Genomic DNA, 26113 nt, shown 5'->3' with positions numbered 1-26113 from the left:
GAAAGGTCATGGCAAACAGTCAGCAGACTCGGCCGCCGAATCTTCCCGCCGCAAGTTTCGGCAGTGGTTCAAGCGGCCGGAGACGGGTAAGCCTGCGGTGTCAGCCGATCAGTCGAATATCGGAGGTCGATTCCATGTCCGAGCACAAGAGCGGTCCCCGCGAAGCCGTCGAGGGCATCGTGGAGGATGCCAAAGGAAAGATCAAGGAAGCCGCGGGCGCCGTCACCGGCGACGATGATCTGCGGGGCGAAGGCCGCGCACAGCAGGACAAGGCCGAATCCCAGCGTGACGCCGCCCGTAAGGAAGCCGAAGCCGAGAAAGAGCGGGGCGAAGCAGCCGCGCACGAGGCGCGGCAGCGCGCCCATCAACTCGACCGGTAGCGGATCTTCACCGCTGCGCAGCGGAGCGACGGATTCCAGAGCCGAGGGCATGGTGCCTCCCGGCAGTTGGAACCGGGCTCGCCAACCGGGAACGCTTTCCCTGTTTAACGTGCGGTTTGCTGGGAACGCGGTAACGGTGAAGGACGTACTCGAACGGGAAAGCAAATGGGCGGTCGACCGGGACTTCACCCTGCCGAGGCTCGACGACCTTGTCACGAACAGCCGCATCGAGGAGTTGCCGGTCGAACTGACCAGCATCTATTTCGACACCGCCGAGCGAGACCTGCTCGCTCACGACCTGACGTTGCGTCGTCGGGAGGGTGACGACGAATCCGGCTGGCAGTTGAAGATCCCCCACTCAGGTGGTCGCGTCGAAGTAACCGCGCGGCTGTCGGACGAGCTGCCGCACGAACTGACCGAGATCGTCAACGGCGCCGCGCTGGGGAGGCCGCTGAATGCGGTCGCCAGGGTTCATACATTGCGCCGCCGTCACCGCATCCTCGGTTCGGGCGGCGAATTGATCGTCGAGATCGATGACGACACTGTGGACTCGACCGCAGCTGACCGGCCCGCGGAACTGCTCGCCTGGCGTGAGATCGAGATCGAACTCGGCCCACACACCGACGAAGTCCCGACGATATTGCGGGACCGGCTCGCCGAAGCAGGCGCGCGCGAGTCGAGCCATCCCTCCAAGCTGTCTCATGTGCTGGCCGAGCGATTCGGACCGGCCGGCGCCCGCTCCCGGGCCGAACGCGCCTTGCACGAATACATGACCACACAGATCGACCTGATCTTCGTGGGTGACATCGGGTTACGCCGAGGCGAGGAACCGATCCACGACACCCGCGTCGCGACGCGGCGACTCCGCTCCACGTTGCGCGTGTTCGGCAAACTGATGGACCACTCCGCCGTCGGCGAGATCGACAACGAGCTGAAATGGTACGCAGCGCTTCTCGGCGACATACGCGATTGCCACGTCCAACGCCGCCGCCTCGACGATGAACTCAACGCCCTGCCACCCGAACTCGTGCTGGGTCCTGTCGCTGCGCGGATCGACGCGACGCTGTTGGCTCGGCAGTTGCCGAGCCGCAATGCTCTCGCCGAGGCCATGAACTCACCGCGCTACCTGCGACTGCTCGCGACCCTGCAGACATGGAAATCCCGGCCGCCGTTCGAGCGACGGATCCGTCGGCGCCAACTGGTGAAGCGGGCCCAGAGAGCCGCGGACAAAGCCGACCGCCGGTTGGCAACCGCATTGCGCAACCACCGGCACGAATCGATGCACCGCGCGCGCAAAGCCGCCAAACGCGCACGCTACGCCGCCGAACTGCACAAGCCCGTTCGAAAGCCCGCGCGTGCAAGGTCGAACATCAAGTACTACAAGAAGATTCAGCGCCTGCTCGGCGACTACAACGACAGCGTCGTGTCGACCGAATTCCTGTGGCGAACCGCGACAGCAGCAGGCACGGCAGGCGACGAGAACGGTTTCACCTACGGCCTGTTGTACGCGAACGAGGCACACGCCGGCGAAGCCGCAGGCCAGAGGGTTGCGGAAGTTGTCGCAGGCGAATAGGCAGGGCTTAGGGGATGAGCCTACGGGCCATTTTCCCAGTTCAGGGCTGGTCGAGTGGCGTTAGGGTAAGTAAGGGAGAGTGCGAGGAGTCGGAAGATGAGCACCACCACTGTGATCGTGATCATTATCGTCGTTGTGGTCATTTTGCTTGTGGCCAGTGCCTGGCTGTTGATGCGCCAACGGCGCGAACACCAGCGGGCCGAAGCTGCGGGTATCCGTGAACGCGCGGCGGAACGGGAATTCGAGGTCGGTCAGCGGGAGGCGCGGGCGCAGGAGACCGCTGCCAGGAGCCGGGCGGCAAAGGCGGAAGGTGAGATCAGGGCGGCGCAGGCCGAGCAGCTTGCTCAGCGGGCACATGTGCATCGCAGCGAGGCGGCGGATTCGCGAAGCGAGTTGGACAAGGAGTGGGAGCGCGCGGATAAGGTCGATCCGGACTCGAAGTCGGATGAGACCTCGAAGTCACACGAGACCACGTCTGAGACCACCTCGAAGTCACATGAGACGCAGCGGGGGCCTGAACAGGCGCCGCGCAGCCCCTGATATTGATCCTGAAGGTTTCTCCGATTTGTAAGGGACAGCGCCACCGACGCGGCCCCGGCCACTAGTTGGTGTTCAACAGCCGGGGCGGCGTCACCAGGCGAGTCGGATTTGCGCCAATATTCGAAGGTCCGATCGAGTACGGGCGCGCTGACGCCGTTGCGGAGATGGCCGACGATGTTGTCCACCAAGCGATCTCGGGCTGCGTCGTCGAGGACTCGCGGACCATGGCTCCAGGCTGGCCCCAGTCGTCGTCCCGGCGCAATGTATAGGCTTGGCACACCATTTCGTCATCCGTTTACCACCCGGCCGATTCGCCCCTCAACTGCTGGATCGGTGTGCGGGCCCTTCGAATTGGGTACGTAGGCCGGATCACCCGGATTGTGGTGGCGCATCGCGCCGTCCTTCGAATAGGACCGTACGGTGCTCGCGTGCGCTGAGTTGACCAGTAGCTCTTTGTAATTCGCGCCGATCCGGTGTCGGCGGGCATCCGGATAGGAGACCAGCGGCCCAGTAGCATCGGTGAAATTCGGAGTTGTCCGAACATCGAACCAGGCGCCAAGGCTGGTGTGTCCGACTCGAAATGCTCGGGTATCGCCGCTGGTCTCGGGCTCGAGTACCTGCGGTTCGAGCGGTTGGCGCCCTTTGGTCACGTTTCGATCACGTAGGTCGGGGTAGCCCATTGACATCGAACTTCATAGGAAGTGAGGGAGACTCGGATGAGCGGAACGACGGTTCGAAGCGAAGGATCCCGACCCGCCGCAGGCGCCGGAGACAGTTACGACGACATCGAGCCATGGTTCGAGAAGCTGGCTGCCCTGGAATCGGGGGACTCCCATCGGCAGGTCGTGCGCGAGGAAATCGTGCGGCGGTGTCTACCCTTGGCCGACCACATCGCGCGCAAGTTCGCCGGCCGCGGTACGGAATTCGACGACTTGCAGCAGATCGCTCGGGTAGGGCTGGTGCAGGCGGTGGACCGCTTCGACGTCACTCGCGGCTGCTCGTTCCTGTCGTTCGCGGTGCCGACCGTAATGGGCGAGGTGCGACGCTACTTTCGCGACCACACCTGGGCGCTGCGAGTACCGCGCCGGGTCAAGGAACTGCAGGCGCTGATTCGTCCGGCCGTGGAGACGCTGGCGCAGCGGCTCGGGCGAATGCCGACCGCGCGGGAGATCGCCGCCGAACTCGATCTCGAACTCGGTGAGGTCACTCAGGCGCTGATCGCGGCCGACGCCTACCAGACCAACTCGCTCGACATCGGTGTCGGCCACGACGACGAAGGCACTCGACGGTCGGTTGTCGACACTCTCGGTGCCGTGGAGCCCTGCTACCGATTGTTGGAAGACGCGATGTCGGTGCGTCCGTTTATCGCCGCACTTCCCGAACTCCAACGTCGGATACTGATCATGCGTTTCTTCGAATCCAAGACCCAATCCCAGATCGCCGAGCGACTGGGCGTTTCCCAGATGCAGGTCTCACGTCTTCTCACGAGGACTCTGAACAAGCTGCGGGAGCAGGTGATCGGCGCGGACAACCGCCGTGAAATCGCCTGACAAGCTGTGCCGTAGGCGGGCGCTCGGGTCCTCCTCGCGGGGGTTGGGGGCCGACCCGGCTCAGGTGGCTACCGGCCGTGCGGACACGTGATCGGTCGTTTCCGAGCGCTCTCCGAACCACAGCGCGCCCAGGATCATTGGTGAATACCGCCGTCGCTGTGGGCGGCAGACCCCGGTGCGGTATTGCCGACTTGTTTCGAACAGCACCGCCCGGGAAGTCACTCATTGACCGCGCCGAAACGGCGTGGGTGACCATTGTCCAAATGATCAATTAATCGGTCGACATCGGCTGTGCCGCCGATTATCCGTTTGGCGACCTGTATGAAGGAGGAAACGGATAATGCGATCTGTGGTCGGCAATTGGATCCAGAAGAACTCGATCCGCGAGAAGCGAGTGCCGGACACCGCTCCGGCGAATCGCGGCGGCGTGCGAGGAGTGTCCGGAGGAGGTGGGTGATGCGTTTAGTGACATTGCTGGTACTCGTGTGGTTGATCATCGGGGCGATCGCGGCGGGTCAACGTGGATACTTCACCGACCGGGAGCAGAACTGCGCCAGTGTGGGAACCATCGCGGTCACGGTGATCGCCGGGCCCTTGAACTATGCGGGAGTCAACCCCAAGGTCACCAACTGCAAAGTTCCGCAACCCAGCCGGTAAGTCGAGGCGCCGATTGCGCGGCGGGGCCCATTCGATGAACGAAAACACCGATCGAGGTCGAACTGAGGACCGGGCTATCCGGCGGGCACTGATCGCTTGATTGCCAAGGGGATTCAGTCGGTCGCGTCGAGCGCTCGGAAGCCTGTTGTGGGGCTCTCCTAGACCCATTTGGCGCCGTCGCCGTCGAGCGACTCGTATATCGCACCCGGCGGCAACTCGGTCACCTCACCGGCGGCTGCTGCTACTCGCAGCAGGTCCAGGGCCAGCCAGTTGGCGTCGGCGTCGGCGGAAAGCGCCAGCGGACCGGTGTCGACGCGGCCGCGTGGTGGGGTGCGGGTCGGACTCGCCCAACGGCCGTCCGGCAGGGCGGTTCGACATGCTGCCCTCGGGGGCACCGCGGCACCGGTACGAATCGACGTCGGCGGGTGTTGTGAAACATTGTTGCGATAGCCGCGTATTCGCTACGATTCTGATCGTTCCGGTGACTCGGAAGGCCCCCCGGCGGCGCTAGCGTCCTGTAGCCGTCGGTCGAGTACAGCGGACAGGGGGTTCCGGGCTGAAGACCGACTCCCTGTGCCAACACCAGCAGCCTGGCAAGGGAGCCAGAATGAAGCGAACCGACGCAACAGCCCCCGCATTCGAACTGCTCTCGGAAGTCCGCGCGGCAGGTTTCGTCTCCGTGGACCACTTCATTGCAACGCTACGAGTCGATCCCCTCGCCGATACAACACAGCTACCACCCCTTGCTCCAGCCCTACCTTCTCGTCCCGGTCGGCATCGTAAGTAAGGCAGCCGACTGTCTTGCCGTCGACTGATCCCGTAACCGACGCCCGCAAGCGGCAGCGTGAGGAGTTGCGGTATATGTCGACCACCTAGGAGTTCGCAATCACTGAGGCGGAAGCGCCGTGCCTTCTAACGCGGGGTTGTCCGTCCGGTTGTTGTGACGGACGCGATCCGCTCCTTGGTGGTTGCGCTGGGACGTGCTGTCCTCATGGATGGCCTCCGGCCGGTTGGTCGCTGGCAGGTGGTCCGAACACCGGGCATTCGCGGATGTTCGCAGGCAGAACCATCGACCCACCAAATTAACTAGGCATACGCTGTGTACGGCTATTGCAACGTGGTATACCCCATCCATAGGGGTGTCCGTAACTCGATGCCGCACCAATGCTGTGGCAGTCGAGCCAGCAAGGAGTGGGCATGAAAGGTGGAGCAAGAATTGCGATAGGGATGGGCATCGGGTACCTGCTGGGCCGCACGCGCAAGATGCGCTTTGCGTTGACGCTGGCGGGTGCGGCAATGGCCAGGCGGTCCACGGGAACGCCCGCGGAGCTGCTGGAATTCGGGACTTCGCTACTCAAATCGTCGCCGGAGCTGACCCGGCTCACCGACACTGTTCGTGGCGAGTTACTGGGCGCAGTCCGGTCGGCCGCGGTCACCGCTGCGAGCAGCAGCATCGACTCGCTCAATGACCGGTTGCAGCAGGGGCTCGTGACGGATGAGGACCGAGCCGAGTCGCGAGAATCGGATTCCGACGAAGAGTACGACGAGGAACCGACCCGAGATGACAAGCGAGCGGCCGTCGACGAGGACGAGGATCTCGAGGACGAAGCCGATACCGGAGAAGGCCGCGGTAAGGACGCCGACGAGGAGGACACCGGGCAGCCTGCCGCGCGGACGCGGGCACGCCGGTCGGGGACCGCCAGCGGGCGGAAAACCGGATCCCGGACCGCGGTCCGTAAGTCCGGGTCCACGGAGCGCAAGTCGCCTTCGTCCGCCCGACGCCGTAGTCGTTCCGACGCCGACCAAGCGCCCGTGCGACGCACAGGGAGGTGAGGTCGATGGCGAAAACATTGCGCGACACGACAGCCGGAGTCGGCAAGGCGGCCACCGATACTGTCGGCCGAGCAACCGAAACCGTAACCCAGGCTGGGTCGACGGCCCGGAAAACAGCAGAATCATCCGCCCCGACGGGCTTGCTGCAGCAATCTGTGCAGAATCTCATCGGAACCCTGACCGACCGCGCGGCGTCCGGGCTGACGGATCGACTATCGAAGACTGCTGGCCGGTTGAACGAGTATGGCGAAGGTAGCGGAGGGAATCTGCTGGCGGCGGTGACCGGTGTGGAGAAGCTGTCCGAAGGTGCCTCGCCGTTCCGAGCGGCCCTGAGCGGAGGTTGGAGCAAGTTGCGGCACTCGGTCGGCGAGACGTTCGAGTCGGCCAAGGAGTCACTGACCGGCGGCAAGGGCAAAGGCGGTGGCAAGAAGCTGAAGCTGACCAACATCGTCGAGCACATCGACGTGGGTGTTCCGGTCGATCTGGCCTATGACCAGTGGACCCAGTTCGCGGATTTCCCGAAATTCACGAAGAAGGTCGAGCAGGTCGAGCAGGTCGCCGACGAGAAGCTCAGCTGGACCGGCAAAGTGTTCTGGTCGCGCCGGACCTGGGAATCCACCATTCTCGAGCAGGTGCCGTTCGAGCGGATCATCTGGCGTTCCAAGGGCGCCAAAGGCTACATCGACGGTGCGGTCACCTTCCATGAGATCACGCCGGGGCTCACCCGCATTCTCGTGGTGCTCGAGTACCACCCCCAGGGACTGTTCGAGAAGACCGCCAATTTGTGGCGCGCGGCAGGTCGCCGATGCCGCCTGGAACTCAAGCACTTCCAGCGGCAGGTCATGATCGAGGCTGTGCTGCACAGCGACGACATCGTGGGCTGGCACGGCGAGATCCATGACAGCGAGGTCGTCAAAGACGATGAGACCGCACGGCGCGAAGAAGAAGAGAACGAGGAAGAAGAGAACACCGAAGAAGATCGGACGGACTACGAAACGTCCGCGGACGAAGAGCAGGACAAGGCCGACGAAGACGAGGCCGGCGAGGAGGAGGCCGGCGAGGAGGAGGCCGACGAGCAAGAGGGGGACCGGCGAGACCAGGACGAGGCAGAAGAAGACGAGGCAGAAGAAACAGAGCCGCCTCGCCGCCGAACCGCCGCCCGCAAGAGCCCAGTGACCCCCCGGTCGAGTGTGAGCCAAGGAGCAAGCAGATGACAATCGAACCCGCAGGAGGCGCAGGCGGTGGCGGAACCAGCACGCTGGCGCGGCCGAACTCGTCCAGCCTGGCTGATGTCGTAGACACCATTCTCGATAAAGGCCTGGTCATCGATGCGTTCGCACGGGTGTCGCTGGTCGGCATCGAACTGGTGACCATCGACGCCCGCGTGGTGGTGGCCAGTGTCGACACGTACCTGCGTTTCGCCGAAGCGGTCAACCGCCTCGAGATCTCGAGCAGCGAACCGAAGGGCCTGACCGATATCGTCGGCGACGTCACCGAAGGCGCGTCGAAGCACAAGACGAAAGGTGCACTCGAGGCGGCTGGCGAGAAGGTCAGTGACTTCCTCGGCGACGTGCAGGAGAAGCGTCAGAAAGTGCACCGGCCATCCAGGCGCGAGGAGGAGTGATGGCTCCCGAATCAACAGCCGTCTATGTCTACGGCATCGTGCCCGCCGACGTCGAGCCCGAGTCACACGCCACCGGTGTCGACGATTGTGAAGTCGCGGTGGTGCGGCACGGTGAGATCGCCGCGCTGGTCAGCCCGCTCGAGTCCGACCGGCCACTGGGCACACCGGAAGACCTCACCGCCCATGAGAAACTGCTGGACGGGTCGGCCGCCGTCAGTCCGGTGTTGCCGCTGCGGTTCGGTGCGGTCATGACCGACACAGATGCGGTGGAGAACGAACTGCTCGAGGCGAACGAGGAAGAATTCCGCGCGGCTCTGGTGGAACTGGAGGGCCGGGTTCAGTTCGTGATCAGAGGGCGCTACGTCGAAGACGCGATTTTTCGGGAACTGCTCGACGAGAATGCCGAAGCCGCCCGACTGAAAGACGAAATCCGCGACAAACCGGAGGACGCCACCCGCGATATGCGAATCGCACTGGGCGAGCTGATCAATCAGGCCATCGAGGCCAAGCGAACCGAGGACACCAGCAAGGTAGTTTCCGAACTCGAGAAACTCGAAGCAATGGTCAATCAGCGCGCACCCAGCCACGAAGAGGACGCCGTCCACCTCGCGGTATTGATCGAATCGGCCCGGCAAGCCGAGCTGGAGGACATGTTGCGCCAGCTCATCTCGGACTGGGAAGGCCGGGTGGAGCTGGATCTCCTCGGACCGATGGCGGCCTACGACTTCGTCACCAAGCGAGCCCCCGAGGGGTGAGGCATGGGTCTGATCTCATCGATATTGTCGTTGCCCCTCGCGCCGGTTCGCGGCGTGGTCTGGGTGGCCGAAGTGATCCAGGACCAGGTTGAGCAGCAGCTCCATGATCCCGTCGCGCTGCGGGGCGAGCTCGAGGAGATCGATCGCGCCGCGGAGGCCGGTCGCTTGTCCGAAGAAGAGCGCAAGCAAGCGCAGCAGTCCGCCCTGGATCGTATGACCGGCTCTGTGGACAGTGTGACCGCGAACGACCGGAAGGAGTGACTCGCGTGGCCCGCAAGCCCGCTCCCGACGATTCCGAGGATGTCCATTCGGCATCGAACGAACAGCCTCCCCTGACCGCGGCGCAAGCCGCGGCGGTGGCGATCGAACACCTCGTGGAACTCACTTCGAAAGACATACAGGGCGTCACCTCCATGGAACCGACGGAGGATGGGTGGCTGGTGGAGATCGAGGTACTCGAGGACCACCGCATCCCATCGTCGGCGGACATCCTGGCGCTCTATGAGGCGGAGATCGATCTCGACGGAAATCTGCTGGCCTATCGCAGAATCAAGCGCTTTAGCCGCGGTAGCACCGACATCGGTGGAAGGGAGCCGCGATGACGGTGGTCGGCGGCGGATCGTCGGCCCCGCAGCCCTACGGCGGCGGGCATCAGTCCACGAACCTCGCCGACATCCTGGAGCGGGTCCTCGACAAGGGCTTGGTGATCGCTGGCGACATCCAGGTGAACCTGCTCGACATCGAACTGCTCACGATCAAACTGCGGTTGGTGATCGCGTCCTTGGAGACGGCCAAGGCGGTCGGCATCGACTGGTGGGAAACCGACCCCTGGCTCAACAGTAAGGCCCGCACGCTGGAACGGCAGGACCGGGATCTGGAACTCGAAAACCGGGAACTCCGGGACCGGATTGCCCAACTGGAGGCGACGAACGAACGCCGTCAACTCATCGAGCGCGGCCGCGAGCCGAAGGAAGAACGATCGTGACCGGTGGTGTCGGGATCTGGCTGTACGCGGTGTCGTCCAGCTGCGGCGACCCGGCGGAACTGAGCGAGCTGACCGGAGTCGCGGGCGAGCCGGTGCGGTCGGTGGTCTCGGCCGATCTGACGGCAATCGTCGGCTCGGTGCCGCTAGAGGTTTTCGGGGAACAACCGCTACGCGGGCACTTGGAGGATCTCGACTGGTTGGAGGCGACCGCCCGCACCCACGACGCCGTTGTGTCGGCCGTGGTGCGTCGGCGCCCCGCCGTCCCGCTACGACTGGCGACGGTCTTCAGCGACGACAACCGGGTGCGCGAGTTGCTCGACGAGCGGCGAGCGGACTTCGGTGCGGCCCTGACCCTGGTGAGAGGGCGCACCGAGTGGGGCGTGAAAGGCTATGGCGACCGCGCTGCCCTGACCGCTGCCGTAGCCGCGGCCCGAGCGGCGAACGAAGGCAGCGCGACGGGGGCAGGGACCGCGTATCTGGCCCGGCGTCGCGCGCAACTGTCCGCGCAGGAGACCGTGGAACGCGACGCGGCAGAGCGTGCCGAGGAGATCCACACGCGCTTGGTTCACCACGCCGCGGCGGGACGACGTCAGGCGCTGACCGATCCAGCGGTGAGTGGCCGCCGGGACTGGATGGTGCTCAACGGGACCTACCTGGTAGACAACGATCGCACCGACGACTTCACCGCGACCGTGACGATGCTCGACGCCGAATTCCCCGGCATCCGGCTCGAACTCACCGGCCCGTGGCCGCCGTATTCGTTCGCAGGCGTGGAACGAGAGCCGGGATGAGCCAGGTCGTTCGCAATGTCGACGACGAGCGCCGTGTCGCGCTGGTCGATCTGCTGGATCGGGTGCTGGCCGGTGGAGTGGTGATTTCCGGCGACATCAAACTCGCCATCGCGGATGTCGACCTGGTGCAGGTCTCGTTGCGCGCCCTCATCTCCTCGATCAGCACTCTGTCGGCGCCGAGCGGGTCCGCGCGCGGTGTTCTGGAACCGACCGGCGATGACTGAATTCGGCGGCATCCCACCGCGTATCGACACCGAACCGGAATCCGTCGAGCGCGGGCTGGTCAGCCTCGTCCTCACCCTGGTGGAGCTACTGCGGCAACTGATGGAGCGGCAAGCCCTACGCCGCGTCGACGCGGGTGACCTCACCGACACCCAGATCGAACGCATCGGCACCACCCTGATGCTGCTCGAACAACGCATGGACGAATTACGCGAACACTTCGGCCTCACTCCCGAGGATCTCAATATCGACCTCGGCCCCCTCGGTACCCTCCTCCCGCGTGACTCGACCGACCGCGGACCCAGCCCGTAAGTCCAGGCGCGAAGCCACTTCCGTTTCGCGTTTGCTCGACGTAACGGCTTCCGTACGTCACGGTCGATAGCGGCTACTTCAAGAGATCTGGCGCCGAACCGGGATATTCGCGAATGACGGCCGCGTAGCCGTGCAGGACCGCGGGTATGGTCTCGACGCGCCCTTTACCCACCTACATCTTGGTGTACCGGGCCATTACGAAGCTGTAGAGGCCGTAGGTGATGATGCCCAGGCCGGACGCTATGAGCAGGGCCGCTCCGTAAGGTTGAGCTCCCACGGTTTTGAAGGCGCCGTCGAGTCCGGCGGCTTTGTCCGGCTCGGATCGACTCACGGCGAGGATCACCAGCAACCCGACCGCGGCGATGGCCAGCCCTTTCGCGATGTATCCGACCGTGCCCAATCTTCGTACGAGATCGCTGGTCGGGCCCTCGAGGTCGTCGAGGAAGTTCTGGCTCACGCCTTTGTAGACGTGGTAGCCGCCGATCCCCATAATGATCAGCCCGCCTGCGGTGAGGGCGATAGTGCCGGGGGTGGTGTGCATCATGCGTGCGGTGATCCCCGTGCTCTCGCCGCTGCTGGACTTGCCACGGCCGCGGGCGAATTCGAACGCGGTGAGGGCGAAGGCGAAATAGACCACTGCCAGCCCAGCTGCCTTGATGCGATTGATCGCTTCGGATTTCTTGCTGTCGGCGTCAGGTCTGGACGGGCTGCCCAGTGCCGCCTCGACGAGCCGCCATAGCGCCATCAACAGGAACGCGACGATGCACCCCCAGAGGGCGACGACGCCACCCGGCTTGGCGGCCAATTCCGTCATGGCCCCGGATTGGTCGGCGGTGTCGGTGGTGCCGCCGAGGGCGATCCGGATCGCGATGTAGCCGATGATCAGGTGCACGATGCCGCTCATGACGAGGCCCGCGCGGGCTGCTCGTTCGAAGCCACTGTTCTGGGCTACCCGGCCCGCGACCGAGGCCGGGTTGTCGTACGACGCCGACGACGATTCGCCAGTCGACATCGAGGACGGGTTGTTGTCGGGCATGGTGCTTGCCTCGTGGTAGTGGTGGTGAAAGCTCCGCCAGGAATGCGATGAGCGGTGTGCACGTTGGGGAGCGCGGTCCCAAGACCGACCATCGAACTGGGCCCGTCGTCTCGGGCTATGTGGTTTCGGCGCGCTCTAGCCCTGCTTCCCCGGTGGCGGTAGATGCGGGGCCGGATCAGCCCGGCCGTCTGATCGTTGATGCGCTACTCGCCATCCCGGTTGCTGCTGCGGTGCTGCTGATCATCAGTGAAACGGTGTTGCCCTCGCTGGTTGGGCGCAGCTATCTGCTCGATGAGGGCGCGCACGGTCTCCCTGGAGTGTTATTCGGGTCGGGATCGGAGTTCAGCAGGCGCGCGAGATCGGCCCGTTGCGGGCCAGCGTGCTGGTCGTGCATGCGGGACCGATTCTCCGAGCGGATGGCCTCGCCGGACCACCCGCCCGTAGCCGACGCTGCTGACGAGCGTCGAGTCAGTTGCCAAAGGCGTCCTTGACCTTCTCGCCTGCATCCTTGAGGTTGGACTTGGTCTGGTCGGTCTTGCCCTCGGACTGCTTATCCTTGTCGCCGGTGGCCTCGCCGAACTTCTCCTTGGCCTTACCGGCGAGTTCGTCTGCCTTGTTCTTTGCCTTATCTACAGTGCCCATGATCGCGGCCCCTTTGTTCGAAGGTGCCGGCCTGCTGGCTCCAGCCGGTCTTCTGACGGGTAACCCGCATTCGGACAGCCAAACAACGCCTGACACCGACGGCCGAGATCAGGGGCGGCTACGAGCTGCTATTTGTCGTGCCGGTGGACACTTCGACGCTGCTCCTGCACCGCCGCTTCGGCCCGCTTCTTCTCGGCAGCCTTCTTCGCGGCGTCGCGTTGCGTTTCGTGGGCATCAAGCCGGGTGGCCGGGCTCTAGGTCGGCGACGGAGCTCGAGCGCACCGCATCCACGGCGTGACTTGGTGCGTATCCAGCGTCCGGGGCCAAGACCAGACCTACATGGTCACCGAAGTCGTTGCGCGCCAGGATCGGTCCGGAAAACCACGCGAACGCGTCCGCCAACACGGGCACTCCATGCGGGCCGGCCCACCATCGGCACCGGCTGAATTTATCGATGTCGTCGCCGGTTTCGGCACCGAACAGCTGCGCCACGGCAAGGTTGTCTCCATCGACCAGATGCACCGCCACGTATGCGGCTCCCATCGCGGTCCGGTATGTGCGGTTGTTCTTCGACAAACAGACCAGAAACCGTGCCGGATTGATGCTGACCTGGGACGCGAAACCCACCAGACAACCACTGCGCTCATCACCGACCGCGACCGTCACGATGAACACCGGGGCATCGGCCGAGGCGACCATCGAATCGAACGCGCTGGGACCGTGCACCGGACCGTCCGACATCCTGTGTGTATATCAGACCCTCGGGCTGCAGCCGTCCACCAGCACGAACATGAGCACATCGTGCGGCGCAACCAGATGCACGGTGTGTTTCCACGCCGATTACGTGGCTATACAGCAGAAACTCAACGCCGTCGCCGATGCCCTCGCTGACCTGATGGGCGAACTCAGCGCCGAGCGTCCCGAACTCGACTGCCACCGCATGGAACTCGCCGACGCAGTAGGTCTGGAACAACGAAAATCGACCTGATCAGGGCCGCGCCCGACAGCGTGCATGGATAACACGAGAACGCGAACGGACGGGGAGTTTCCAAGCTCCGGTTTTGCCCCGTCCGTGCAGCGAAACACGTGTAGCCGCCGATATCGGATCATCGTCTGCGTTATTCGGCCGGAAACCCGGGTAGGCGACAACGAGACGCCGGGACCGTGGGCGGTTTCGGGACTCGAGCAACGACACTGGAGGATTGCTAATGACTACAGCGCGAGAAATCATGACCGCGGGCGTGGAGTGCGTGCGGAGCAGTGACTCCGTTGTCGCGGCCGCGCAGCGGATGGCGGAGTTGAATGTCGGTTCGCTGCCGATCTGCGGCGAGGACAATCGACTAAAAGGCATGCTCACCGATCGCGATATCGTGGTGAAGGTGATCGCGCAACGTAAAGATCCATTGGGCGTCCGGGCGGGCGAACTCGGAGAAGGAGTCCCGATCAGCGTCGATGTGACCGACGACGTGCGCAAGGTCGTTTCGGTCATGGCGCAGCATCAAATACGACGCGTACCTGTATTGGAAAGCGACCGCTTGGTCGGAATTGTTGCCCAAGCCGACATCGCCACCGCCATCGACAACGCCGAGTCGGGCAACATGGTGGAAGTTGTTTCGACAGATTTCTGATCGTGGCTGAATCAGTTTGCCGTCGGGTGTAATTCGGGAAACGCCAGCGAATTTCCGCATTCAGTGACTGGCGTTTCTCGGATGCAGGTCTCACGTCTTCTCACCAGGACTCTGAACAAGCTGCGGGAGCAAGTGATCGGCGCGGACAGCCGCCGCGAGAACTCGCCTGACAAGCTGTGCCGTCGATGGGCGCTCGGTCCGCTGATCGGGAGTGCGGGTGAGGATATGATTCCGGTTGCGGCAGAATAAATTCCGGCCAGCTACGTGCGCCCTCGCGGCATGTGCGGAGCAGGCTGAGTGGCGGTGCCAGTGCGAGCGGATCGAGCCGCGCATGATCGTCGACAGTGTCGCCGAGTTCGGTGGATGACGGTGAAGCGAACTCTGGACCTGGTCGACTGCGACGCCGAGCATGCTCAGATGACAGCGGTAACACGGCGACCAGGTCAGAGCGCGAATTCGATCCAGGGGTCAGTAGTAATGGCGTCGGCCGCCGACGGCGCGGCCCGTCGACCCCAACAGCAGTAATACGAGCCCGATGACGAGAACCACGATCCCGATCGTCCAGAGGATCGGGATACTGAATATGAACCCAACTATAAGAAGGATGACTCCGAGAACGATCATGGCCAACTACCTGGTTTCGCTACTCTGCCCGAAGGGCCGCGAGAACCCTCCGGTGCTCCTATCGATCGATCGGGTGCGCAATGCCAGTACCGCTCACCACGCCCACCCGACCACGGCCATGGGAAGAACAAAGCAACGATGGTCAACCCGATGTCCTACGTATTCCAGTAGACGCCTCAAAATCAGAGATGTACACCCCTGTTTATCGAAGTCGCGGCTCGGCAGTGCGTTCGTGCTCGTATGCAACGGATAGAGATCGTTCGGCTATTCGTTCAGTAGTTGGTGTGGTCGGCGCGGATCACGAGCAGTTCTTCTTCGCATTGACCGGGAGCAATCAAGCCGCCGCGCTCGAGCCATTCGGTATGTCGCCGCAGTACCGGCCCGAATGGAATCATCTGTCTGGCGACTACGGCGGTCGTCAATCCGCTGTCGCGTAATCGCTCTACTGTCATCTTCCCATTCGCCAGCGCCGAGTGGACGATCAGTGCGATCCCGCCGGGCGCCAACACATCCGGCAGCATCGAACACAGTTTGTCCAGTAGGCTGCGGCCGTCCGGCCCGCCGTTCCACGCTCGGGACCTGGCGAACGATTCGGGTTCGGCGCAGGGCACGTACGGCGGATTTGCCAGCACAACATCGAACCTGCGACCAGGAAGCACCTCTGCGAAATCTCCATGAATCAGCTCGATGGGCAGGCCGCGCAGCCGACTATTGAGCCACGCTGAGCATATCGCCGACCGCGATACGTCGACAGCGGTCACTGCTCTCGCGCCAGCCCGAACCGCGGCGATCGCCACCGCTCCCGTGCCGGTGCATATATCGAGCACGCGCGACCATCGTGGAAGCTGCGCATCGGCCAATGCCCGAACCAGCAGCCAGGTATCGCCCTGTGGTCGGTACACGCCAGGACATCGCAGCAAGCGCATTGTCGCGGCGCGATCACGCGATTCTCCGCAACGCGAACCGATAACGTTCTGACCAGCTGTGAGCTGTTGCTGCTGACTGGTCACGTCGTCCGTGGTTGCCATGACAGATCCTCGGAATGGACTCATCGGTCCGGGCACGTAGTCCGGAGTTGATTTGTTGTATTCCCGCTGTTCGATCACCAAAACCGAGAGTCGGTCGTCCGGCACGCCAGGCCGACTTGTCGGAGAGCGCCGAGAAACGTCGAATTCGGTCATCGCGATGTGTTTCGTCGCCCTACAACGAGGTATTCGAAGGTCGATGACTCACAAGGATCCTTCTCATCGCGACCGGCGTCGGATCACCTTTGTTCCGGGTGGCCCCGCGCTGGTGGAAGGTCCTGTCGAAATGGTGACCGAGAATGGCACGGTCGTGACGTCCGACCGGTTCGTCGTTGCGATGTGCATGTGCCGTCGCAGCAAGGCATTTCCGTTCTGCGACACCAGTCACCGCAAACACGCCCGCCCGGACTCCTGACCGGTTTCCCGCAGCGAACTGTGCCCCTCGGCCCAGCAGCGTTCGAGGACGTGCTCGGCGAAGCGGTCTTCCAGAAGATTAGTTGCCTGGATTCCGAATACCACCGAAGCGGTGAGATCCGGCTGGCGACGCAGGAGATCGCCGATGACATCGCGGCGCATGACTTGTTCGTGCACCGCGTCGGCCTCGATATGTTCCAGGTAGAACCGTAGACAGGCCGGATCGGCCTGCAGCCGCTGCAAGGCGTCCACCATGCGCTGCGAGCCGGGCGGCGAGACGATCTCGACCGTGGCGAAATGTCCCACCAACGCCCCACGCAACTCTCGATGCAAGCCGAACAGCGACATCATGTTCACCACGGCAAGCATCGGTGCCGGGACAAAGTCGAGGTAATGAAGGTACGCCGGGTTCAGTCCGGCCCCGGCGAGCAGATCGGCGTACAACTGCGCGTGCACACGCTCGCCGCGACCGCCGCCGAACTCATCGAACTCGACAGCGACCAGAGAAGCCTTGGCTTGACCGCGCAAACGTGGAATCACCCATGCCTGCGGGTCGGCCTCCTTGTGGTGATAGATCGACCGCTGCACGAAATACTCCCGCATCTGCCACCATTCACCCACATCACGCAAATAGGCGGACACACCGGTCCCTTCGATCGGCTCCACCAGCAACTGTTCCAGTTCCCCGTCGATATCGTTTCCGCCGGACACCTCACGGCGCAGTGCATCGAGAAACGCGCTCTCCATCTCCGCGCGCAAGCGCAGCAGCCCCGGATCCCACTCCCATCCGTCGCTCACCGACTCGAAACCGTGATAGTGCAGCTCATAACACGTGTACAAGGCCAAATGCAGATCCTCCCCATACGGATCCACGGCACCGAGCCTCGGCACCGAGTCACTGGCACCACGCAATAAATCCACAATCGCGGCAGAAATCTCACCACGCGGTTGCGGAAGAATCCGAGAGTCGCTACCGATCGCAGAAGCCATGACTTGCGGATACCCGCTCCCAGCGCTTCTATCATTCGACAGACAAAGCGACCACCCGCAGCCGTTCGCTTCTCCAGCCGACCGACAGATGCTGGGCGAGGGCGACGCGAAATCGGCAACGACGATAGACCCATTCGTGGGAGTTGCGCGGTGTGGGAACCCCAGCAAGCAGTGCCGATGTTTCGGCGGCTGAGTGGGGGTATTCGCGGCACAGGAGGTGATGGACATGCCGAAGGCATGGTCGGACAAGCGGGAGCGGCAGTTCGAGCACATCAGGGATTCGGAGAAAGAGCAGGGTGCGTCCAGCCGACGGGCGGAGGAGATCGCGGCGCGCACGGTGAACAAGAACCGTGCCCAGTCCGGGGAAGCCGAGACCGCCAGTCGGTCCTCGGTGCGGGACATGTCGCCGCAGCGCCGTGGTGGTCTGCGGTCGGGAACCAATCGCCCGAAGGGACCGACCCGTGATCAGCTGTACAACGAGGCGAAAAAGCGCAAGATCGAGGGTCGCTCGAAGATGACCAAGGGCCAACTTGCGCGAGCGCTGGGCCGCGACTGATCGGGTCGCAACCCCAGGGATCCACCCGATGAACGAAGACACCGATCGAGGTCGCACCGAGGACCGCCACACCCCCGACGGCGCGGAGCACGGCCACACCGACCTGGTCGCGCAACCGCACACCCCCGACGAAGGCGGACCGATCATTTCCGCGGAGGCGGCGGCAGCGCGGGCCAGCACGACACAGAACCCGCTGGGCAAGCCAGGGCGACGATTCGATCCGCGATCGCCGTTCATGGTCGGCATGGCGGGCGCGGCCGGAGTCGCGGTGACCTACGGCGCGATCCAAGCGGTGATCGCCGCCAGTCAAGTGCTGGTCTTGATCGTCGTCGCGCTGTTTCTGGCAATAGGTCTGGAACCTGTCGTGTCGTGGCTGGTTCGGCCGTGGTTTCCGCGATGGGCCGCCGTGGCCGCGGTGTTCGTGATCGCGATCGGCTTACTGGCCGGGTTCCTCGCGGTGGCGATACCTCCGCTGGTCACCCAAGGCAGCGCGCTGGTCCACAATGCTCCGGACTACGTCGACCACCTTGCGCAACGCTATCCGCTCATCAACACGCTCAACACTCACTTCCATCTGCAGGATCGGGCCCGGCAAGGGCTCGGGTCCGATCCGTCCAAACTGGCCGGTGGTGTCCTCGGCGCCGGCCGCCTCGTGTTCAGCATCGTCAGCGGAACGGTGATCGTCGCGGTGCTGACCGGCTATTTCATGGCCAATTTCGTACAGGTTCGCGCTTCGATATACCGGCTGTTTCCGCGCTCGCGCCGACCGCGGGCGATCCTGATCGGCGATGAGATCTTCGTGAAGGTCGGCGGCTACATCCTCGGAAATTTGGCCATTTCGGTGATAACTGCGGTGTTGACCTTCATTTGGCTGCTGACCTTCGACGTGCCCTACGCGCTGTTGCTGGCCGTCCTGGTCGGCGTCCTGGACTTGATCCCGATCGTGGGTTCCACCCTGGCCGGGACCATCGTGGCCCTGGTCGCGCTCACCGTGTCCCTGCCCGTCAGTGTGGCCACCATCATCTTCTTCATCGTCTTGCGGTTGTTAGAGGACTATCTGCTCGTGCCCAGAATTATCGGCAGAACGGTGCGGGTGCCGCCGGTCGTGACGGTGGTGGCGGTTCTGCTCGGCGGCGCGTTGCTCGGGATCGTCGGTGCGCTGCTCGCCATCCCGGTGGCCGCCGCGGTGCTGCTGATCATCAGTGAAACGGTATTGCCGTCTCTGGATGAGCGTTAGGTATCGCGCCGTTTGCCGGTTGCCGAGGCGGGTAGTGCTGGTTCATGGATCATGCTCGAGCTCCGCTGTTGGAGGCGCTCGGCGAATACCATCGCCTCGACCGCTACGGCTTCACTCCGCCCGGACATCGGCAGGGCCGCGGCGTCGACGAGCGGGTGCGCGGGATCCTCGGCGCCGACGCCTTCCGTTCGGATGTCGTCAGCAACAGCGGACTCGATGATCGGAAAGCAAGTGGCGGCTACTTGGCGCAGGCCGAGGAGTTGATGGCGGATGCGGTCGGCGCCGACTACGCCTTCTTTTCGACGTGCGGCAGTTCGCTGTCGGTGAAGGCCGCCATGCTCGCGGTCGTGGGCGCGGGAAGTGAGGGACTGCTCGTCGGGCGCGACAGCCACAAGTCCATCGTTGCCGGCCTGATCTTCGCCGGAGTACAACCCCGGTGGATCACGCCACGCTGGGATGCCGAGCTTCACCTGTCGCATCCCCCGTCACCGGAAGCGGTCCGCGAAACCTGGGAGCGGTATCCGGACGCGGCCGCCGCGCTGGTCGTCAGCCCCAGCCCATACGGGACGTGCGCGAATATCAGCGGCATCGCCGAGGTGTGCCACGAGCGCGGTAAGCCGCTCATCATCGACGAAGCTTGGGGCGCGCATCTGCCGTTCCATGATGAATTGCCCACGTGGGCAATGGATGCCGGCGCCGACGTGTGTGTGGTGAGCGTGCACAAGATGGGAGCGGGATTCGAACAGGGCTCGGTCTTTCACCTGCGCGGCGATCTCGTCGATCGAATCCGGTTGTCCGAGTGCGCGGATCTGCTGATGACGACGAGTCCGAACGTACTTGTCTACGCGGCGCTCGATGGCTGGCGTCGGCAGATGGTCGAGCGCGGAAACGAACTGCTCACCGCGGCGCTCAGGCTGTCGGAGACCTTGCGCGACACCATTGGCCGAATGCCGGGGCTGCGTGTTCTCGGGGACGAACTGCTGGGCAGGGAGGCCTCCGATGATCTGGACCGGCTGCAGATCCTCATCGATGTCTCCGAACTCGGAGTGAGTGGCTATCAATGCGCTGACTGGCTGCGTGAACATCGCCGGGTGGACGTGGGTTTGAGCGATCACCGACGAGTTCTCGCCACGATATCGATTGCCGATGACGCAGCTACCGGCCAACGGCTGGTGGAGGCGCTGGCCGCTTTCACGCGCGCGGCGCCGGATCTGCCCACACCGAATCCGATTCGACTTCCGCACCCGCAAGAGCTGGAGTTGGAAACGGTGATGTCGCCGAGGGATGCCTTCTTCGGACGAGTGGAGACGGTAGCGGTCGATCGAGCGGTTGGGCGTCTTGCCGCCGAACAGATCACGCCGTATCCGCCCGGGATCCCGGTTGTCGTTCCCGGGGAACGGATCAACGCAGCCATCCTCGAGTATCTGAAAACCGGGGTCGGAGCGGGCATGGTTGTTCCCGACGCCGCGGACCCGGCCATCGAGACGATTCGGGTGGTCGCCGAGTGAACGCATGCTGTTCGACCGATGCGCCAACTGGGTGACGCAATTTATGCGGCCGGTACAACCGAGTCGGCGCGGGGGATGACTGTCGAGAGTCTGACGGGAGAGGAATGACGATGACGCGCTCGCCGAAGGTTGTGGTGATCACTGGCGCCAGCGGCGGTATCGGTCGTGCCGTCGCTCGCCAATTTGCCCGCGCGGGTGCCGATATTGCGCTGATGGCGCGTGGCAGCGCCGGGCTGGATGCCGCCGCCGAGGAGGTGCGCGCGATGGGCGGTCGCGCATTGACGCTGTGTACCGATGTCGCCGACTTCGCGGCGGTGGATGCGGCGGCCACGCGAGCCGAGGCGGAGCTGGGTCCGATCGATGTGTGGGTGAACTCGGCTTTCACCTCGGTGTTCGCGCCGTTTCAACGGATCACGCCTGCGGAGTTCCGCAGGGTCACCGAGGTGACATATCTGGGCTCGGTGCACGGCACGATGGCTGCGCTCGCTCGGATGCGCGCGCGGGATCGCGGTGTGATCGTGCAGGTCGGTTCCGCGTTGGGGAGCAGGGCGATTCCGTTGCAGTCGGCGTATTGCGGCGCCAAGCACGCGGTGAACGGGTTCGTCGAGTCGGTGCGGGTGGAGCTCATGCACGAACACAGCGATGTGCATATCACCGTTGTGCAGGCGCCGGCGGTGAACACACCGCAGTTCTCGTGGGTCCGTTCCCGGTTGACCATGCACCCTCGGCCGGTGCCGCCGATCTTCCAGCCCGAGGTGGTGGCCCGCACGATCGTTTTCGCCGCGGATCATCCACGGCGCAAACAGTATTGGGTTGGTGCGAGCACCGTGGGAACGGTGCTCGGGCAGCGCATCGCCCCCGCGCTGTTGGATAGGTATCTCGCGCGCACCGGCTATTCCTCCCAGCAAACCGATCGGGAAATCGGTGAACGCGCAGGTAATCTGTGGACGCCGTCGGACAGCGCCGATGGCCATGACTTCGGCGCGCACGGCGTTTTCGACGACTCGGCCCATTCCCGCAGTCCACAGGCGTGGCTAGCCAGACGGTTCGCCTCGCTCATCGGCAGCGGGCGACGGTAGTAGATAGCGCGCGGCGGTCTGCGCGAGCCGCATACCGTGCCCGTGTGTGTCGCCGGGATCTTGTCCGTCTCGCGCTGCTGCGGTCAACAGTCCGTGCGTGACCGGTGGCGTGCCGTCGACGAGCTGGGGTTCGAGGCGCGCGTGATCGGCGAACCATTCGACATGCCTGAGATTGGGTACGGCGGCGGCGATCGGTGCGTGCAGCGACGGCGCGCAGTGCGCGGAGACTTCGGTTCCGTGCGCTGCGGCCAGCGCCGCACAGCGCAGGAAGCCGGTGTAGCCACCGCAGCGGGTGACATCGAGTTGGAGGCAGTCCACCACGTCGATCAGGGCGGCCGCGTCGTAGCTGGTGTAGACGTATTCTCCGGCTGCGATGTCACATCGGACGCTGTTGCGGACGGCTTGGAGGCCTTTCAGGTCGTCGCTGCTGACCGGTTCTTCGAACCACTCGACGCCGAGCCTGTCGAGGTCGGCGCCGACGCGGCGCGCCTGTCCGACGGTGTAGGCGCCATTGGCATCGACCATGATTCGGGTGTGCGCACCGGCGAGTTGTCGTGTGCGAGTGATGCGTTCGAGATCGCGGGTGATTTCGGCGCCGAACCGAGCTCCGATCTTGATCTTCATCGCGGTGCAGCCGGCGGACCGCCAGTCGATGATCTGCGCTGCGAGCTGGTCGTCGGTAAGGGTGGTGAAGCCGCCGGACCCGTAGACCGGCGTCGCCGGACGCACGGCGCCGAACAATGTGGTCAGCGGCACTCCCAGCAGCCGAGCTTTCAGATCCCACATGGCGATGTCGACCGCGCTCACCGCGTGCGCGACTACTCCGGTGAAGCCGAAATTACGACAGGCGCGGCACATTTCGATCCAACAGGCGGTGACGTCAGCTGCTGGACGTCCGCGCAGCAATGGCGCCAGATGCTGCTCGATCACCACAGCCGCGGCGGGACTGCTGTAGGTCCAGCCGATACCGCGCTGCTCGCCTGCGGGTATCGAGACGAGCACCGCGGTGGTCGAATCCCAGGAAAGGGTGCCATCGGCCTCGGGATACGGTGTTGGGAACCGGTACGTGGCCACGGTGATGTCTGATCCGATTCGGATACTCATCACGATTCCCGCAGCCGGATCGCCTCGGCGAGCACCTCGGCTGTGTGCAACGGCGCTATCTCGGGGGCGAGGTGGTGGATCTGGGTTCGGCAACTGAAACCATCTGCCAGCACCAGGGTTTCGGGTGCGCGCGCTCGGATGGCCGGCATGAGCTGGTCTTCGGCGCAGGCAACCGATACATCGTAGTGGCCGCGCTGGAACCCGAAATTCCCTGCCAGCCCACAGCATCCGGCGTCGAGGATGTCCAGTTCGAGTCCGGTGGCTTCCAATAGTTCGCGGTCGTGTTCGTAACGCAGAATCGCGTGATGGTGGCAATGTGGTTGCGCCAGAGCGGATCCGGTCATTTGCGGCGGAGACCAGTCGGATGCGTGCCCGGCGAGAACCTCGGCGAGGGTGTGCGTCTGTCCCGCCAAACGGTGTGCGTCCTCGTCCCCGTAGAGGAGTTCGGGCAGATCCGATCGGAACACCGCGGCACAGCTGGGCTCCAGGACCACGATCGGTGTGCCCGCGCGGAGTTGTGGTCGCAACAGTCGCAGGGTGCGACGCAGGACTCGTTTCGCGGTGGGCAGCTGGCCGGTGGAGATCAGCGTGAGACCGCAGCACACGGCATGCTCGGGAATCTCGACACGGAAACCAGCCGCTTCCAGCACGGTGACGGCCGCGTGGGCAATACCGGGCTCGAAGTTGTTGGTGAAGGTGTCCGGCCACAGCAACACTGTCGCGCGGGCTCTGGGCTCCGCTGTGGGCTGGAAGGTTTCAGTGAAGCGTGCCGCAGCGAATCGCGGCATCTCGCGTCGCGGATCAATGCCGGCGGCACGGCTGATCAGTCCGCGCATGCCGCGCGCATGAGTGAGCGCGTTGACGAAACCGGGCATGCTGGCGGCCAACCGCGCCCACAACGGAATCCAGCCCATCGAATAGTGCGCGGTCGGACGAAGCCGGTGCCGATAGTGGTTCGCCAGGAACTCGGCCTTATAGGTAGCCATGTCCACATCGACGGGACAGTCACTGCGACAGCCCTTGCACGCCAGACACAAATCGAGGGCGTCTCGGACCTCTGTGGAGCGCCACCCGTCGGTGATGACCTCACCCTGGAGCATTTCGAACAACAGCCGAGCCCGCCCGCGCGTCGAGTGTTCCTCTTCGCGGGTGGCACGGTAACTCGGGCACATCACGCCGCCGCTGTCGCCGCGGCATTTCCCGACGCCGACGCAGCGATTCGCCGCGATGCTGAAGCGATGATCGTCGTCGGGAAACGCGAAGTGGGTCGGTGGTTCCCAGGGGCGATACGAAGTGCCTTCGCGTAAGTCGGCATCCAGCGAGTGCGGATCGACGATCTTTCCTGGATTCATTCGATTTCGCGGGTCGAATAGCCGTTTGAGCTCGCCGAAGGCGGCGACGATGCGGTCACCGAACATGATCGGCAGCAGTTCGGCGCGGGACTGGCCATCGCCGTGCTCGCCGGACAGCGAACCACCGTGGCGCGCCACCAGCCGCGCGCTGGCTTCGGCGAAGGCACGGTAGTTCACGATTCCGGCGGCCGTGCGCAGGTCGAAAGGGATCCTGGTATGCACACAGCCGTGTCCGAAATGCCCGTACAGCGAGCTGGATTCGTAACCGAACTCGGTGAGGAGCTGCTCGAAATCGCGCAGGTAGCTCCCGAGCCGTTCGGGTGCCACCGCTGCGTCCTCCCACCCTTCATGGGTTTCCGGGGAATCGGGCGGATACGCGGTGGCGCCGAGACCGGCTTCGCGTGCGGCCCAGAGCTCGGCCTCTCGGCGCGGGTTGTCGAGCACGGTCGCGGTTGCATTGGTTCGCCTGCGCGCATCCGCGATCATCGCGTCGGCCTTCGCATCGGCCTCGTCCTGGTCGGTGCCGTCGAATTGTGCCATCAGCCAACCCTTTCCGGGTGGTAGCTGGTGGATCGCAGCTTCTGCGAGGTGCTTGCTGTGCTCGAGTTCGACAAGCCGGTGGTCGATCCCCTCGAGTGCGGACGGGTGGTGGTGCAGCACGACCGGCACCGCGTCGGCGGCGGCGTAGACATCCTCATATCCGAGTACCACGAGGGCGGCGGCGGTGGGGCGCGGCACGAGGTCGAGTTCGGCGCGCAGCACAGTCACCAGTGTGCTTTCGCTGCCGACCAGCAGCTTGGCAAGATCGAAACCGTTGTCCGGAAGCAGTGAATCGAGGTTGTAGCCCGACACTCGCCGCGGAATATCCGGATAGGCCGCCCGGATCTCGTCGGCGTAGCGGTCCCGGATCGATCGCAACCCGGTGACGAGCTCGGCGACTCGGTCGTCGGCGGACACGATATCGTCGCCTTTGCCGACCCAGGCTCTGGTTCCGTCGTAGGTCAGGATCTCCAGTCGGCGGACCGAATCGACCATCTTTCCGTAGGCCTGTGCGGTCGAGCCACAGGAATTGTTGCCGATCATCCCGCCGATCGTGCAGCTGACGTGGGTCGAGGGCTTCGGCCCGACCATGAGATCAGCGGTGGCCAGTCTCTCGTTGAGCCGATCCAAGCTGATCCCGGGTTCGACAATCGCTGTCCGAGCAGATGCATCGACCGAGACGATTCTGTCGCAGTACTTGCTCCAGTCGATGACGACCGCGGTGTTGCAGCATTGCCCGGCCAGACTCGTCCCGCCCCCACGCGACAGCACCGGCATATCGTGCTCGGCGCACACGCCGATCGCCGCGGCGGCGTCCTCCGGCGTGCGCGGCACGACCACACCGTAGGGCAGCGCCCGATAGTTCGACGCGTCTGTCGAATACGCGGCCCGACTACCGGGATCGAAACGCACCTCACCGTCGATGGCGTCGGCCAAAGCGGTGGCAACCGCATCGAACGGCAACGCATTCCTGGTAGTGGAGGCCCGCGAATGCGGTGAGCGATCGGGCTGTCGGGGCATTCTCCGCACCTCTCTTCGCGTCGGTCCGCCTGCCGTGCTGTCGACCTGGCAGGTGGTCAGCTGGCGAATACCCGGCAGTCCACCGGACACACCCACTGATTGCGCGGTAAAGATCCGGGTACGCGGAGGTGGAAAC

31 protein-coding genes and 1 pseudogene are annotated in these 26113 nt (G+C 64.2%); 22 read left to right on the top strand and 10 right to left on the bottom strand.

Translation table 11 applies throughout. The features are described from left to right. The first annotated feature begins 134 nt into the window (after window positions 1-134). The 3 genes from mbp1 (at window position 135) to ACQP2D_RS22585 (ending at window position 2493) form a co-directional block, all read left to right on the top strand. Window positions 135-380 carry a microaggregate-binding protein 1 gene (gene mbp1 / locus ACQP2D_RS22595; protein ID WP_433677899.1) on the top strand — a complete coding sequence of 82 codons (246 nt, stop codon included), beginning with the start codon at window positions 135-137 and terminating at the stop codon, window positions 378-380. Window positions 381-489: 109 nt separating this feature from the next. Next, entirely contained in the window at window positions 490-1953 is a 1464-nt protein-coding gene (locus ACQP2D_RS22590; RefSeq protein ID WP_433677898.1) for a CHAD domain-containing protein, read from the top strand. 96 nt (window positions 1954-2049) lie between these two features. Next, a complete protein-coding gene (locus ACQP2D_RS22585) occupies window positions 2050-2493 on the top strand; it encodes a hypothetical protein (RefSeq protein ID WP_433685972.1) in 444 nt (147 codons plus the stop codon). Window positions 2494-2591: 98 nt separating this feature from the next. On the opposite strand, the pseudogene ACQP2D_RS22580 reads toward ACQP2D_RS22585, so the two are convergent. Then, a pseudogene (locus tag ACQP2D_RS22580) lies at window positions 2592-3016 on the bottom strand (catalase); the annotation flags it as partial. A 193-nt stretch (window positions 3017-3209) separates the two neighbouring features. On the opposite strand from ACQP2D_RS22580, the gene ACQP2D_RS22575 reads away from it, so the two are divergent. Both ACQP2D_RS22575 and ACQP2D_RS22570 read left to right on the top strand, forming a co-directional pair. Further along, entirely contained in the window at window positions 3210-4043 is an 834-nt protein-coding gene (locus ACQP2D_RS22575) for an RNA polymerase sigma factor SigF (RefSeq protein WP_433677897.1), read from the top strand. Between the two features lie 456 nt (window positions 4044-4499). Continuing rightward, window positions 4500-4700, top strand: a complete 201-nt coding sequence (locus tag ACQP2D_RS22570; protein ID WP_433677896.1) for a hypothetical protein — start codon at window positions 4500-4502, stop codon at window positions 4698-4700. 158 nt (window positions 4701-4858) lie between these two features. Here ACQP2D_RS22570 and ACQP2D_RS22565 read toward each other — a convergent pair whose 3' ends face one another. Next, the gene (locus tag ACQP2D_RS22565) at window positions 4859-5095 is read right to left on the bottom strand and encodes a hypothetical protein (RefSeq protein WP_433677895.1); all 237 of its coding nucleotides are present in this window, start codon (window positions 5093-5095) and stop codon (window positions 4859-4861) included. An 802-nt stretch (window positions 5096-5897) separates the two neighbouring features. Here ACQP2D_RS22565 and ACQP2D_RS22560 point away from each other — a divergent pair. The 10 genes from ACQP2D_RS22560 to ACQP2D_RS22515 are packed head-to-tail and all read left to right on the top strand — an operon-like array spanning window position 5898 to window position 11222. Then, a complete protein-coding gene (locus ACQP2D_RS22560) occupies window positions 5898-6533 on the top strand; it encodes a hypothetical protein (RefSeq protein WP_433677894.1) in 636 nt (211 codons plus the stop codon). A 5-nt stretch (window positions 6534-6538) separates the two neighbouring features. Continuing rightward, entirely contained in the window at window positions 6539-7747 is a 1209-nt protein-coding gene (locus ACQP2D_RS22555) for an SRPBCC family protein (protein ID WP_433677893.1), read from the top strand. Continuing rightward, window positions 7744-8157, top strand: coding sequence for a gas vesicle protein GvpJ (gene gvpJ / locus ACQP2D_RS22550; RefSeq protein ID WP_433677892.1), 414 nt, complete (start codon window positions 7744-7746; stop codon window positions 8155-8157). The genes ACQP2D_RS22555 and gvpJ overlap by 4 nt, the downstream gene beginning before the upstream one ends. Then, complete coding sequence (locus ACQP2D_RS22545; RefSeq protein ID WP_433677891.1) at window positions 8157-8912, top strand: GvpL/GvpF family gas vesicle protein; 756 nt, start codon at window positions 8157-8159, stop codon at window positions 8910-8912. The genes gvpJ and ACQP2D_RS22545 overlap by 1 nt, the downstream gene beginning before the upstream one ends. Window positions 8913-8915: 3 nt before the next feature. Further along, window positions 8916-9173: a gas vesicle protein GvpG gene (locus tag ACQP2D_RS22540; RefSeq protein WP_433677890.1), complete on the top strand. Its 258-nt coding sequence runs from the start codon at window positions 8916-8918 to the stop codon at window positions 9171-9173. Between the two features lie 5 nt (window positions 9174-9178). Further along, window positions 9179-9514, top strand: a complete 336-nt coding sequence (gene gvpO, locus ACQP2D_RS22535; protein ID WP_433677889.1) for a gas vesicle protein GvpO — start codon at window positions 9179-9181, stop codon at window positions 9512-9514. Continuing rightward, entirely contained in the window at window positions 9511-9897 is a 387-nt protein-coding gene (locus tag ACQP2D_RS22530; RefSeq protein ID WP_433677888.1) for a gas vesicle protein, read from the top strand. The genes gvpO and ACQP2D_RS22530 overlap by 4 nt, the downstream gene beginning before the upstream one ends. Further along, on the top strand, window positions 9894-10688 hold the full coding sequence (locus tag ACQP2D_RS22525; RefSeq protein WP_433677887.1) for a GvpL/GvpF family gas vesicle protein: 795 nt from the start codon (window positions 9894-9896) through the stop codon (window positions 10686-10688). Before ACQP2D_RS22530 ends, ACQP2D_RS22525 begins: the two co-directional genes overlap by 4 nt. Then, complete coding sequence (locus tag ACQP2D_RS22520; protein WP_433677886.1) at window positions 10685-10912, top strand: gas vesicle protein; 228 nt, start codon at window positions 10685-10687, stop codon at window positions 10910-10912. Before ACQP2D_RS22525 ends, ACQP2D_RS22520 begins: the two co-directional genes overlap by 4 nt. Continuing rightward, window positions 10905-11222, top strand: coding sequence for a gas vesicle protein K (locus ACQP2D_RS22515; RefSeq protein ID WP_433677885.1), 318 nt, complete (start codon window positions 10905-10907; stop codon window positions 11220-11222). Before ACQP2D_RS22520 ends, ACQP2D_RS22515 begins: the two co-directional genes overlap by 8 nt. A 172-nt stretch (window positions 11223-11394) precedes the next feature. On the opposite strand, the gene ACQP2D_RS22510 is transcribed toward ACQP2D_RS22515, so the two are convergent. The 3 genes from ACQP2D_RS22510 to ACQP2D_RS22500 form a co-directional block, all read right to left on the bottom strand. Beyond that, window positions 11395-12234 carry a DUF1206 domain-containing protein gene (locus ACQP2D_RS22510; protein ID WP_433685739.1) on the bottom strand — a complete coding sequence of 280 codons (840 nt, stop codon included), beginning with the start codon at window positions 12232-12234 and terminating at the stop codon, window positions 11395-11397. A 492-nt stretch (window positions 12235-12726) separates the two neighbouring features. Next, window positions 12727-12900: a CsbD family protein gene (locus ACQP2D_RS22505; RefSeq protein WP_433677884.1), complete on the bottom strand. Its 174-nt coding sequence runs from the start codon at window positions 12898-12900 to the stop codon at window positions 12727-12729. 234 nt (window positions 12901-13134) lie between these two features. After that, window positions 13135-13641: a flavin reductase family protein gene (locus tag ACQP2D_RS22500; protein WP_433677883.1), complete on the bottom strand. Its 507-nt coding sequence runs from the start codon at window positions 13639-13641 to the stop codon at window positions 13135-13137. A gap of 103 nt (window positions 13642-13744) precedes the next feature. On the opposite strand from ACQP2D_RS22500, the gene ACQP2D_RS22495 reads away from it, so the two are divergent. Both ACQP2D_RS22495 and ACQP2D_RS22490 read left to right on the top strand, forming a co-directional pair. Then, entirely contained in the window at window positions 13745-13888 is a 144-nt protein-coding gene (locus ACQP2D_RS22495) for a hypothetical protein (RefSeq protein WP_433677882.1), read from the top strand. Window positions 13889-14129: 241 nt separating this feature from the next. Beyond that, window positions 14130-14528, top strand: coding sequence for a CBS domain-containing protein (locus ACQP2D_RS22490; RefSeq protein ID WP_433677881.1), 399 nt, complete (start codon window positions 14130-14132; stop codon window positions 14526-14528). A gap of 468 nt (window positions 14529-14996) precedes the next feature. On the opposite strand, the gene ACQP2D_RS22485 is transcribed toward ACQP2D_RS22490, so the two are convergent. Then, entirely contained in the window at window positions 14997-15152 is a 156-nt protein-coding gene (locus ACQP2D_RS22485) for a DUF6131 family protein (RefSeq protein WP_433677880.1), read from the bottom strand. A 272-nt stretch (window positions 15153-15424) separates the two neighbouring features. Continuing rightward, on the bottom strand, window positions 15425-16078 hold the full coding sequence (locus tag ACQP2D_RS22480; RefSeq protein WP_433685738.1) for a HemK2/MTQ2 family protein methyltransferase: 654 nt from the start codon (window positions 16076-16078) through the stop codon (window positions 15425-15427). 259 nt (window positions 16079-16337) lie between these two features. Here ACQP2D_RS22480 and ACQP2D_RS22475 point away from each other — a divergent pair, with 259 nt between their 5' ends. Beyond that, window positions 16338-16592 carry a CDGSH iron-sulfur domain-containing protein gene (locus ACQP2D_RS22475; protein WP_433677879.1) on the top strand — a complete coding sequence of 85 codons (255 nt, stop codon included), beginning with the start codon at window positions 16338-16340 and terminating at the stop codon, window positions 16590-16592. Here the strand turns inward: ACQP2D_RS22475 and ACQP2D_RS22470 are convergent. After that, window positions 16562-17581: an iron-containing redox enzyme family protein gene (locus ACQP2D_RS22470; protein WP_433685737.1), complete on the bottom strand. Its 1020-nt coding sequence runs from the start codon at window positions 17579-17581 to the stop codon at window positions 16562-16564. The two genes, ACQP2D_RS22475 and ACQP2D_RS22470, sit on opposite strands and share 31 nt — an antisense overlap. Window positions 17582-17807: 226 nt before the next feature. Here ACQP2D_RS22470 and ACQP2D_RS22465 point away from each other — a divergent pair, with 226 nt between their 5' ends. From ACQP2D_RS22465 to ACQP2D_RS22450, 4 genes are all read left to right on the top strand, one after another. After that, on the top strand, window positions 17808-18137 hold the full coding sequence (locus tag ACQP2D_RS22465; RefSeq protein ID WP_433677878.1) for a plasmid stabilization protein: 330 nt from the start codon (window positions 17808-17810) through the stop codon (window positions 18135-18137). 28 nt (window positions 18138-18165) lie between these two features. Beyond that, a complete protein-coding gene (locus tag ACQP2D_RS22460) occupies window positions 18166-19374 on the top strand; it encodes an AI-2E family transporter (protein ID WP_433677877.1) in 1209 nt (402 codons plus the stop codon). A gap of 44 nt (window positions 19375-19418) precedes the next feature. Then, complete coding sequence (locus ACQP2D_RS22455) at window positions 19419-20882, top strand: aminotransferase class I/II-fold pyridoxal phosphate-dependent enzyme (RefSeq protein ID WP_433677876.1); 1464 nt, start codon at window positions 19419-19421, stop codon at window positions 20880-20882. A 110-nt stretch (window positions 20883-20992) separates the two neighbouring features. Next, on the top strand, window positions 20993-21961 hold the full coding sequence (locus ACQP2D_RS22450) for an SDR family oxidoreductase (RefSeq protein WP_433677875.1): 969 nt from the start codon (window positions 20993-20995) through the stop codon (window positions 21959-21961). On the opposite strand, the gene ACQP2D_RS22445 is transcribed toward ACQP2D_RS22450, so the two are convergent. After that, on the bottom strand, window positions 21917-23065 hold the full coding sequence (locus ACQP2D_RS22445) for an enolase C-terminal domain-like protein (RefSeq protein WP_433677874.1): 1149 nt from the start codon (window positions 23063-23065) through the stop codon (window positions 21917-21919). The genes ACQP2D_RS22450 and ACQP2D_RS22445 overlap by 45 nt on opposite strands. After that, window positions 23065-25977 carry an FAD-binding and (Fe-S)-binding domain-containing protein gene (locus ACQP2D_RS22440; RefSeq protein WP_433677873.1) on the bottom strand — a complete coding sequence of 971 codons (2913 nt, stop codon included), beginning with the start codon at window positions 25975-25977 and terminating at the stop codon, window positions 23065-23067. Before ACQP2D_RS22440 ends, ACQP2D_RS22445 begins: the two co-directional genes overlap by 1 nt. Between the last annotated feature and the right edge of the window lie 136 nt (window positions 25978-26113).

The organism is Nocardia sp. CA-119907, assembly GCF_050955995.1.
Taxonomy (GTDB): domain Bacteria; phylum Actinomycetota; class Actinomycetes; order Mycobacteriales; family Mycobacteriaceae; genus Nocardia.
Note: the sequence above shows the minus strand (reverse complement) of the source record. Positions and strands in the feature narration are given on the sequence as shown.

Excerpts from the sequence above, each read along its gene's own strand:
- mbp1 (WP_433677899.1), top strand. The coding sequence starts at position 135 with ATGTCCGAGCACAAGAGCGGTCCCCGCGAAGCCGTCGAGGGCATCGTG.
- ACQP2D_RS22585 (WP_433685972.1), top strand. The coding sequence starts at position 2,050 with ATGAGCACCACCACTGTGATCGTGATCATTATCGTCGTTGTGGTCATT.
- ACQP2D_RS22575 (WP_433677897.1), top strand. The coding sequence starts at position 3,210 with ATGAGCGGAACGACGGTTCGAAGCGAAGGATCCCGACCCGCCGCAGGC.
- ACQP2D_RS22570 (WP_433677896.1), top strand. The coding sequence starts at position 4,500 with ATGCGTTTAGTGACATTGCTGGTACTCGTGTGGTTGATCATCGGGGCG.
- ACQP2D_RS22560 (WP_433677894.1), top strand. The coding sequence starts at position 5,898 with ATGAAAGGTGGAGCAAGAATTGCGATAGGGATGGGCATCGGGTACCTG.
- ACQP2D_RS22555 (WP_433677893.1), top strand. The coding sequence starts at position 6,539 with ATGGCGAAAACATTGCGCGACACGACAGCCGGAGTCGGCAAGGCGGCC.
- gvpJ (WP_433677892.1), top strand. The coding sequence starts at position 7,744 with ATGACAATCGAACCCGCAGGAGGCGCAGGCGGTGGCGGAACCAGCACG.
- ACQP2D_RS22545 (WP_433677891.1), top strand. The coding sequence starts at position 8,157 with ATGGCTCCCGAATCAACAGCCGTCTATGTCTACGGCATCGTGCCCGCC.
- ACQP2D_RS22540 (WP_433677890.1), top strand. The coding sequence starts at position 8,916 with ATGGGTCTGATCTCATCGATATTGTCGTTGCCCCTCGCGCCGGTTCGC.
- ACQP2D_RS22530 (WP_433677888.1), top strand. The coding sequence starts at position 9,511 with ATGACGGTGGTCGGCGGCGGATCGTCGGCCCCGCAGCCCTACGGCGGC.
- ACQP2D_RS22520 (WP_433677886.1), top strand. The coding sequence starts at position 10,685 with ATGAGCCAGGTCGTTCGCAATGTCGACGACGAGCGCCGTGTCGCGCTG.
- ACQP2D_RS22515 (WP_433677885.1), top strand. The coding sequence starts at position 10,905 with ATGACTGAATTCGGCGGCATCCCACCGCGTATCGACACCGAACCGGAA.
- ACQP2D_RS22510 (WP_433685739.1), bottom strand. The coding sequence starts at position 12,234 with ATGTCGACTGGCGAATCGTCGTCGGCGTCGTACGACAACCCGGCCTCG.
- ACQP2D_RS22505 (WP_433677884.1), bottom strand. The coding sequence starts at position 12,900 with ATGGGCACTGTAGATAAGGCAAAGAACAAGGCAGACGAACTCGCCGGT.
- ACQP2D_RS22500 (WP_433677883.1), bottom strand. The coding sequence starts at position 13,641 with ATGTCGGACGGTCCGGTGCACGGTCCCAGCGCGTTCGATTCGATGGTC.
- ACQP2D_RS22490 (WP_433677881.1), top strand. The coding sequence starts at position 14,130 with ATGACCGCGGGCGTGGAGTGCGTGCGGAGCAGTGACTCCGTTGTCGCG.
- ACQP2D_RS22485 (WP_433677880.1), bottom strand. The coding sequence starts at position 15,152 with ATGATCGTTCTCGGAGTCATCCTTCTTATAGTTGGGTTCATATTCAGT.
- ACQP2D_RS22480 (WP_433685738.1), bottom strand. The coding sequence starts at position 16,078 with ATGCGCTTGCTGCGATGTCCTGGCGTGTACCGACCACAGGGCGATACC.
- ACQP2D_RS22475 (WP_433677879.1), top strand. The coding sequence starts at position 16,338 with ATGTGTTTCGTCGCCCTACAACGAGGTATTCGAAGGTCGATGACTCAC.
- ACQP2D_RS22470 (WP_433685737.1), bottom strand. The coding sequence starts at position 17,581 with ATGGCTTCTGCGATCGGTAGCGACTCTCGGATTCTTCCGCAACCGCGT.
- ACQP2D_RS22465 (WP_433677878.1), top strand. The coding sequence starts at position 17,808 with ATGCCGAAGGCATGGTCGGACAAGCGGGAGCGGCAGTTCGAGCACATC.
- ACQP2D_RS22460 (WP_433677877.1), top strand. The coding sequence starts at position 18,166 with ATGAACGAAGACACCGATCGAGGTCGCACCGAGGACCGCCACACCCCC.
- ACQP2D_RS22455 (WP_433677876.1), top strand. The coding sequence starts at position 19,419 with ATGGATCATGCTCGAGCTCCGCTGTTGGAGGCGCTCGGCGAATACCAT.
- ACQP2D_RS22450 (WP_433677875.1), top strand. The coding sequence starts at position 20,993 with ATGACGCGCTCGCCGAAGGTTGTGGTGATCACTGGCGCCAGCGGCGGT.
- ACQP2D_RS22445 (WP_433677874.1), bottom strand. The coding sequence starts at position 23,065 with ATGAGTATCCGAATCGGATCAGACATCACCGTGGCCACGTACCGGTTC.
- ACQP2D_RS22440 (WP_433677873.1), bottom strand. The coding sequence starts at position 25,977 with ATGCCCCGACAGCCCGATCGCTCACCGCATTCGCGGGCCTCCACTACC.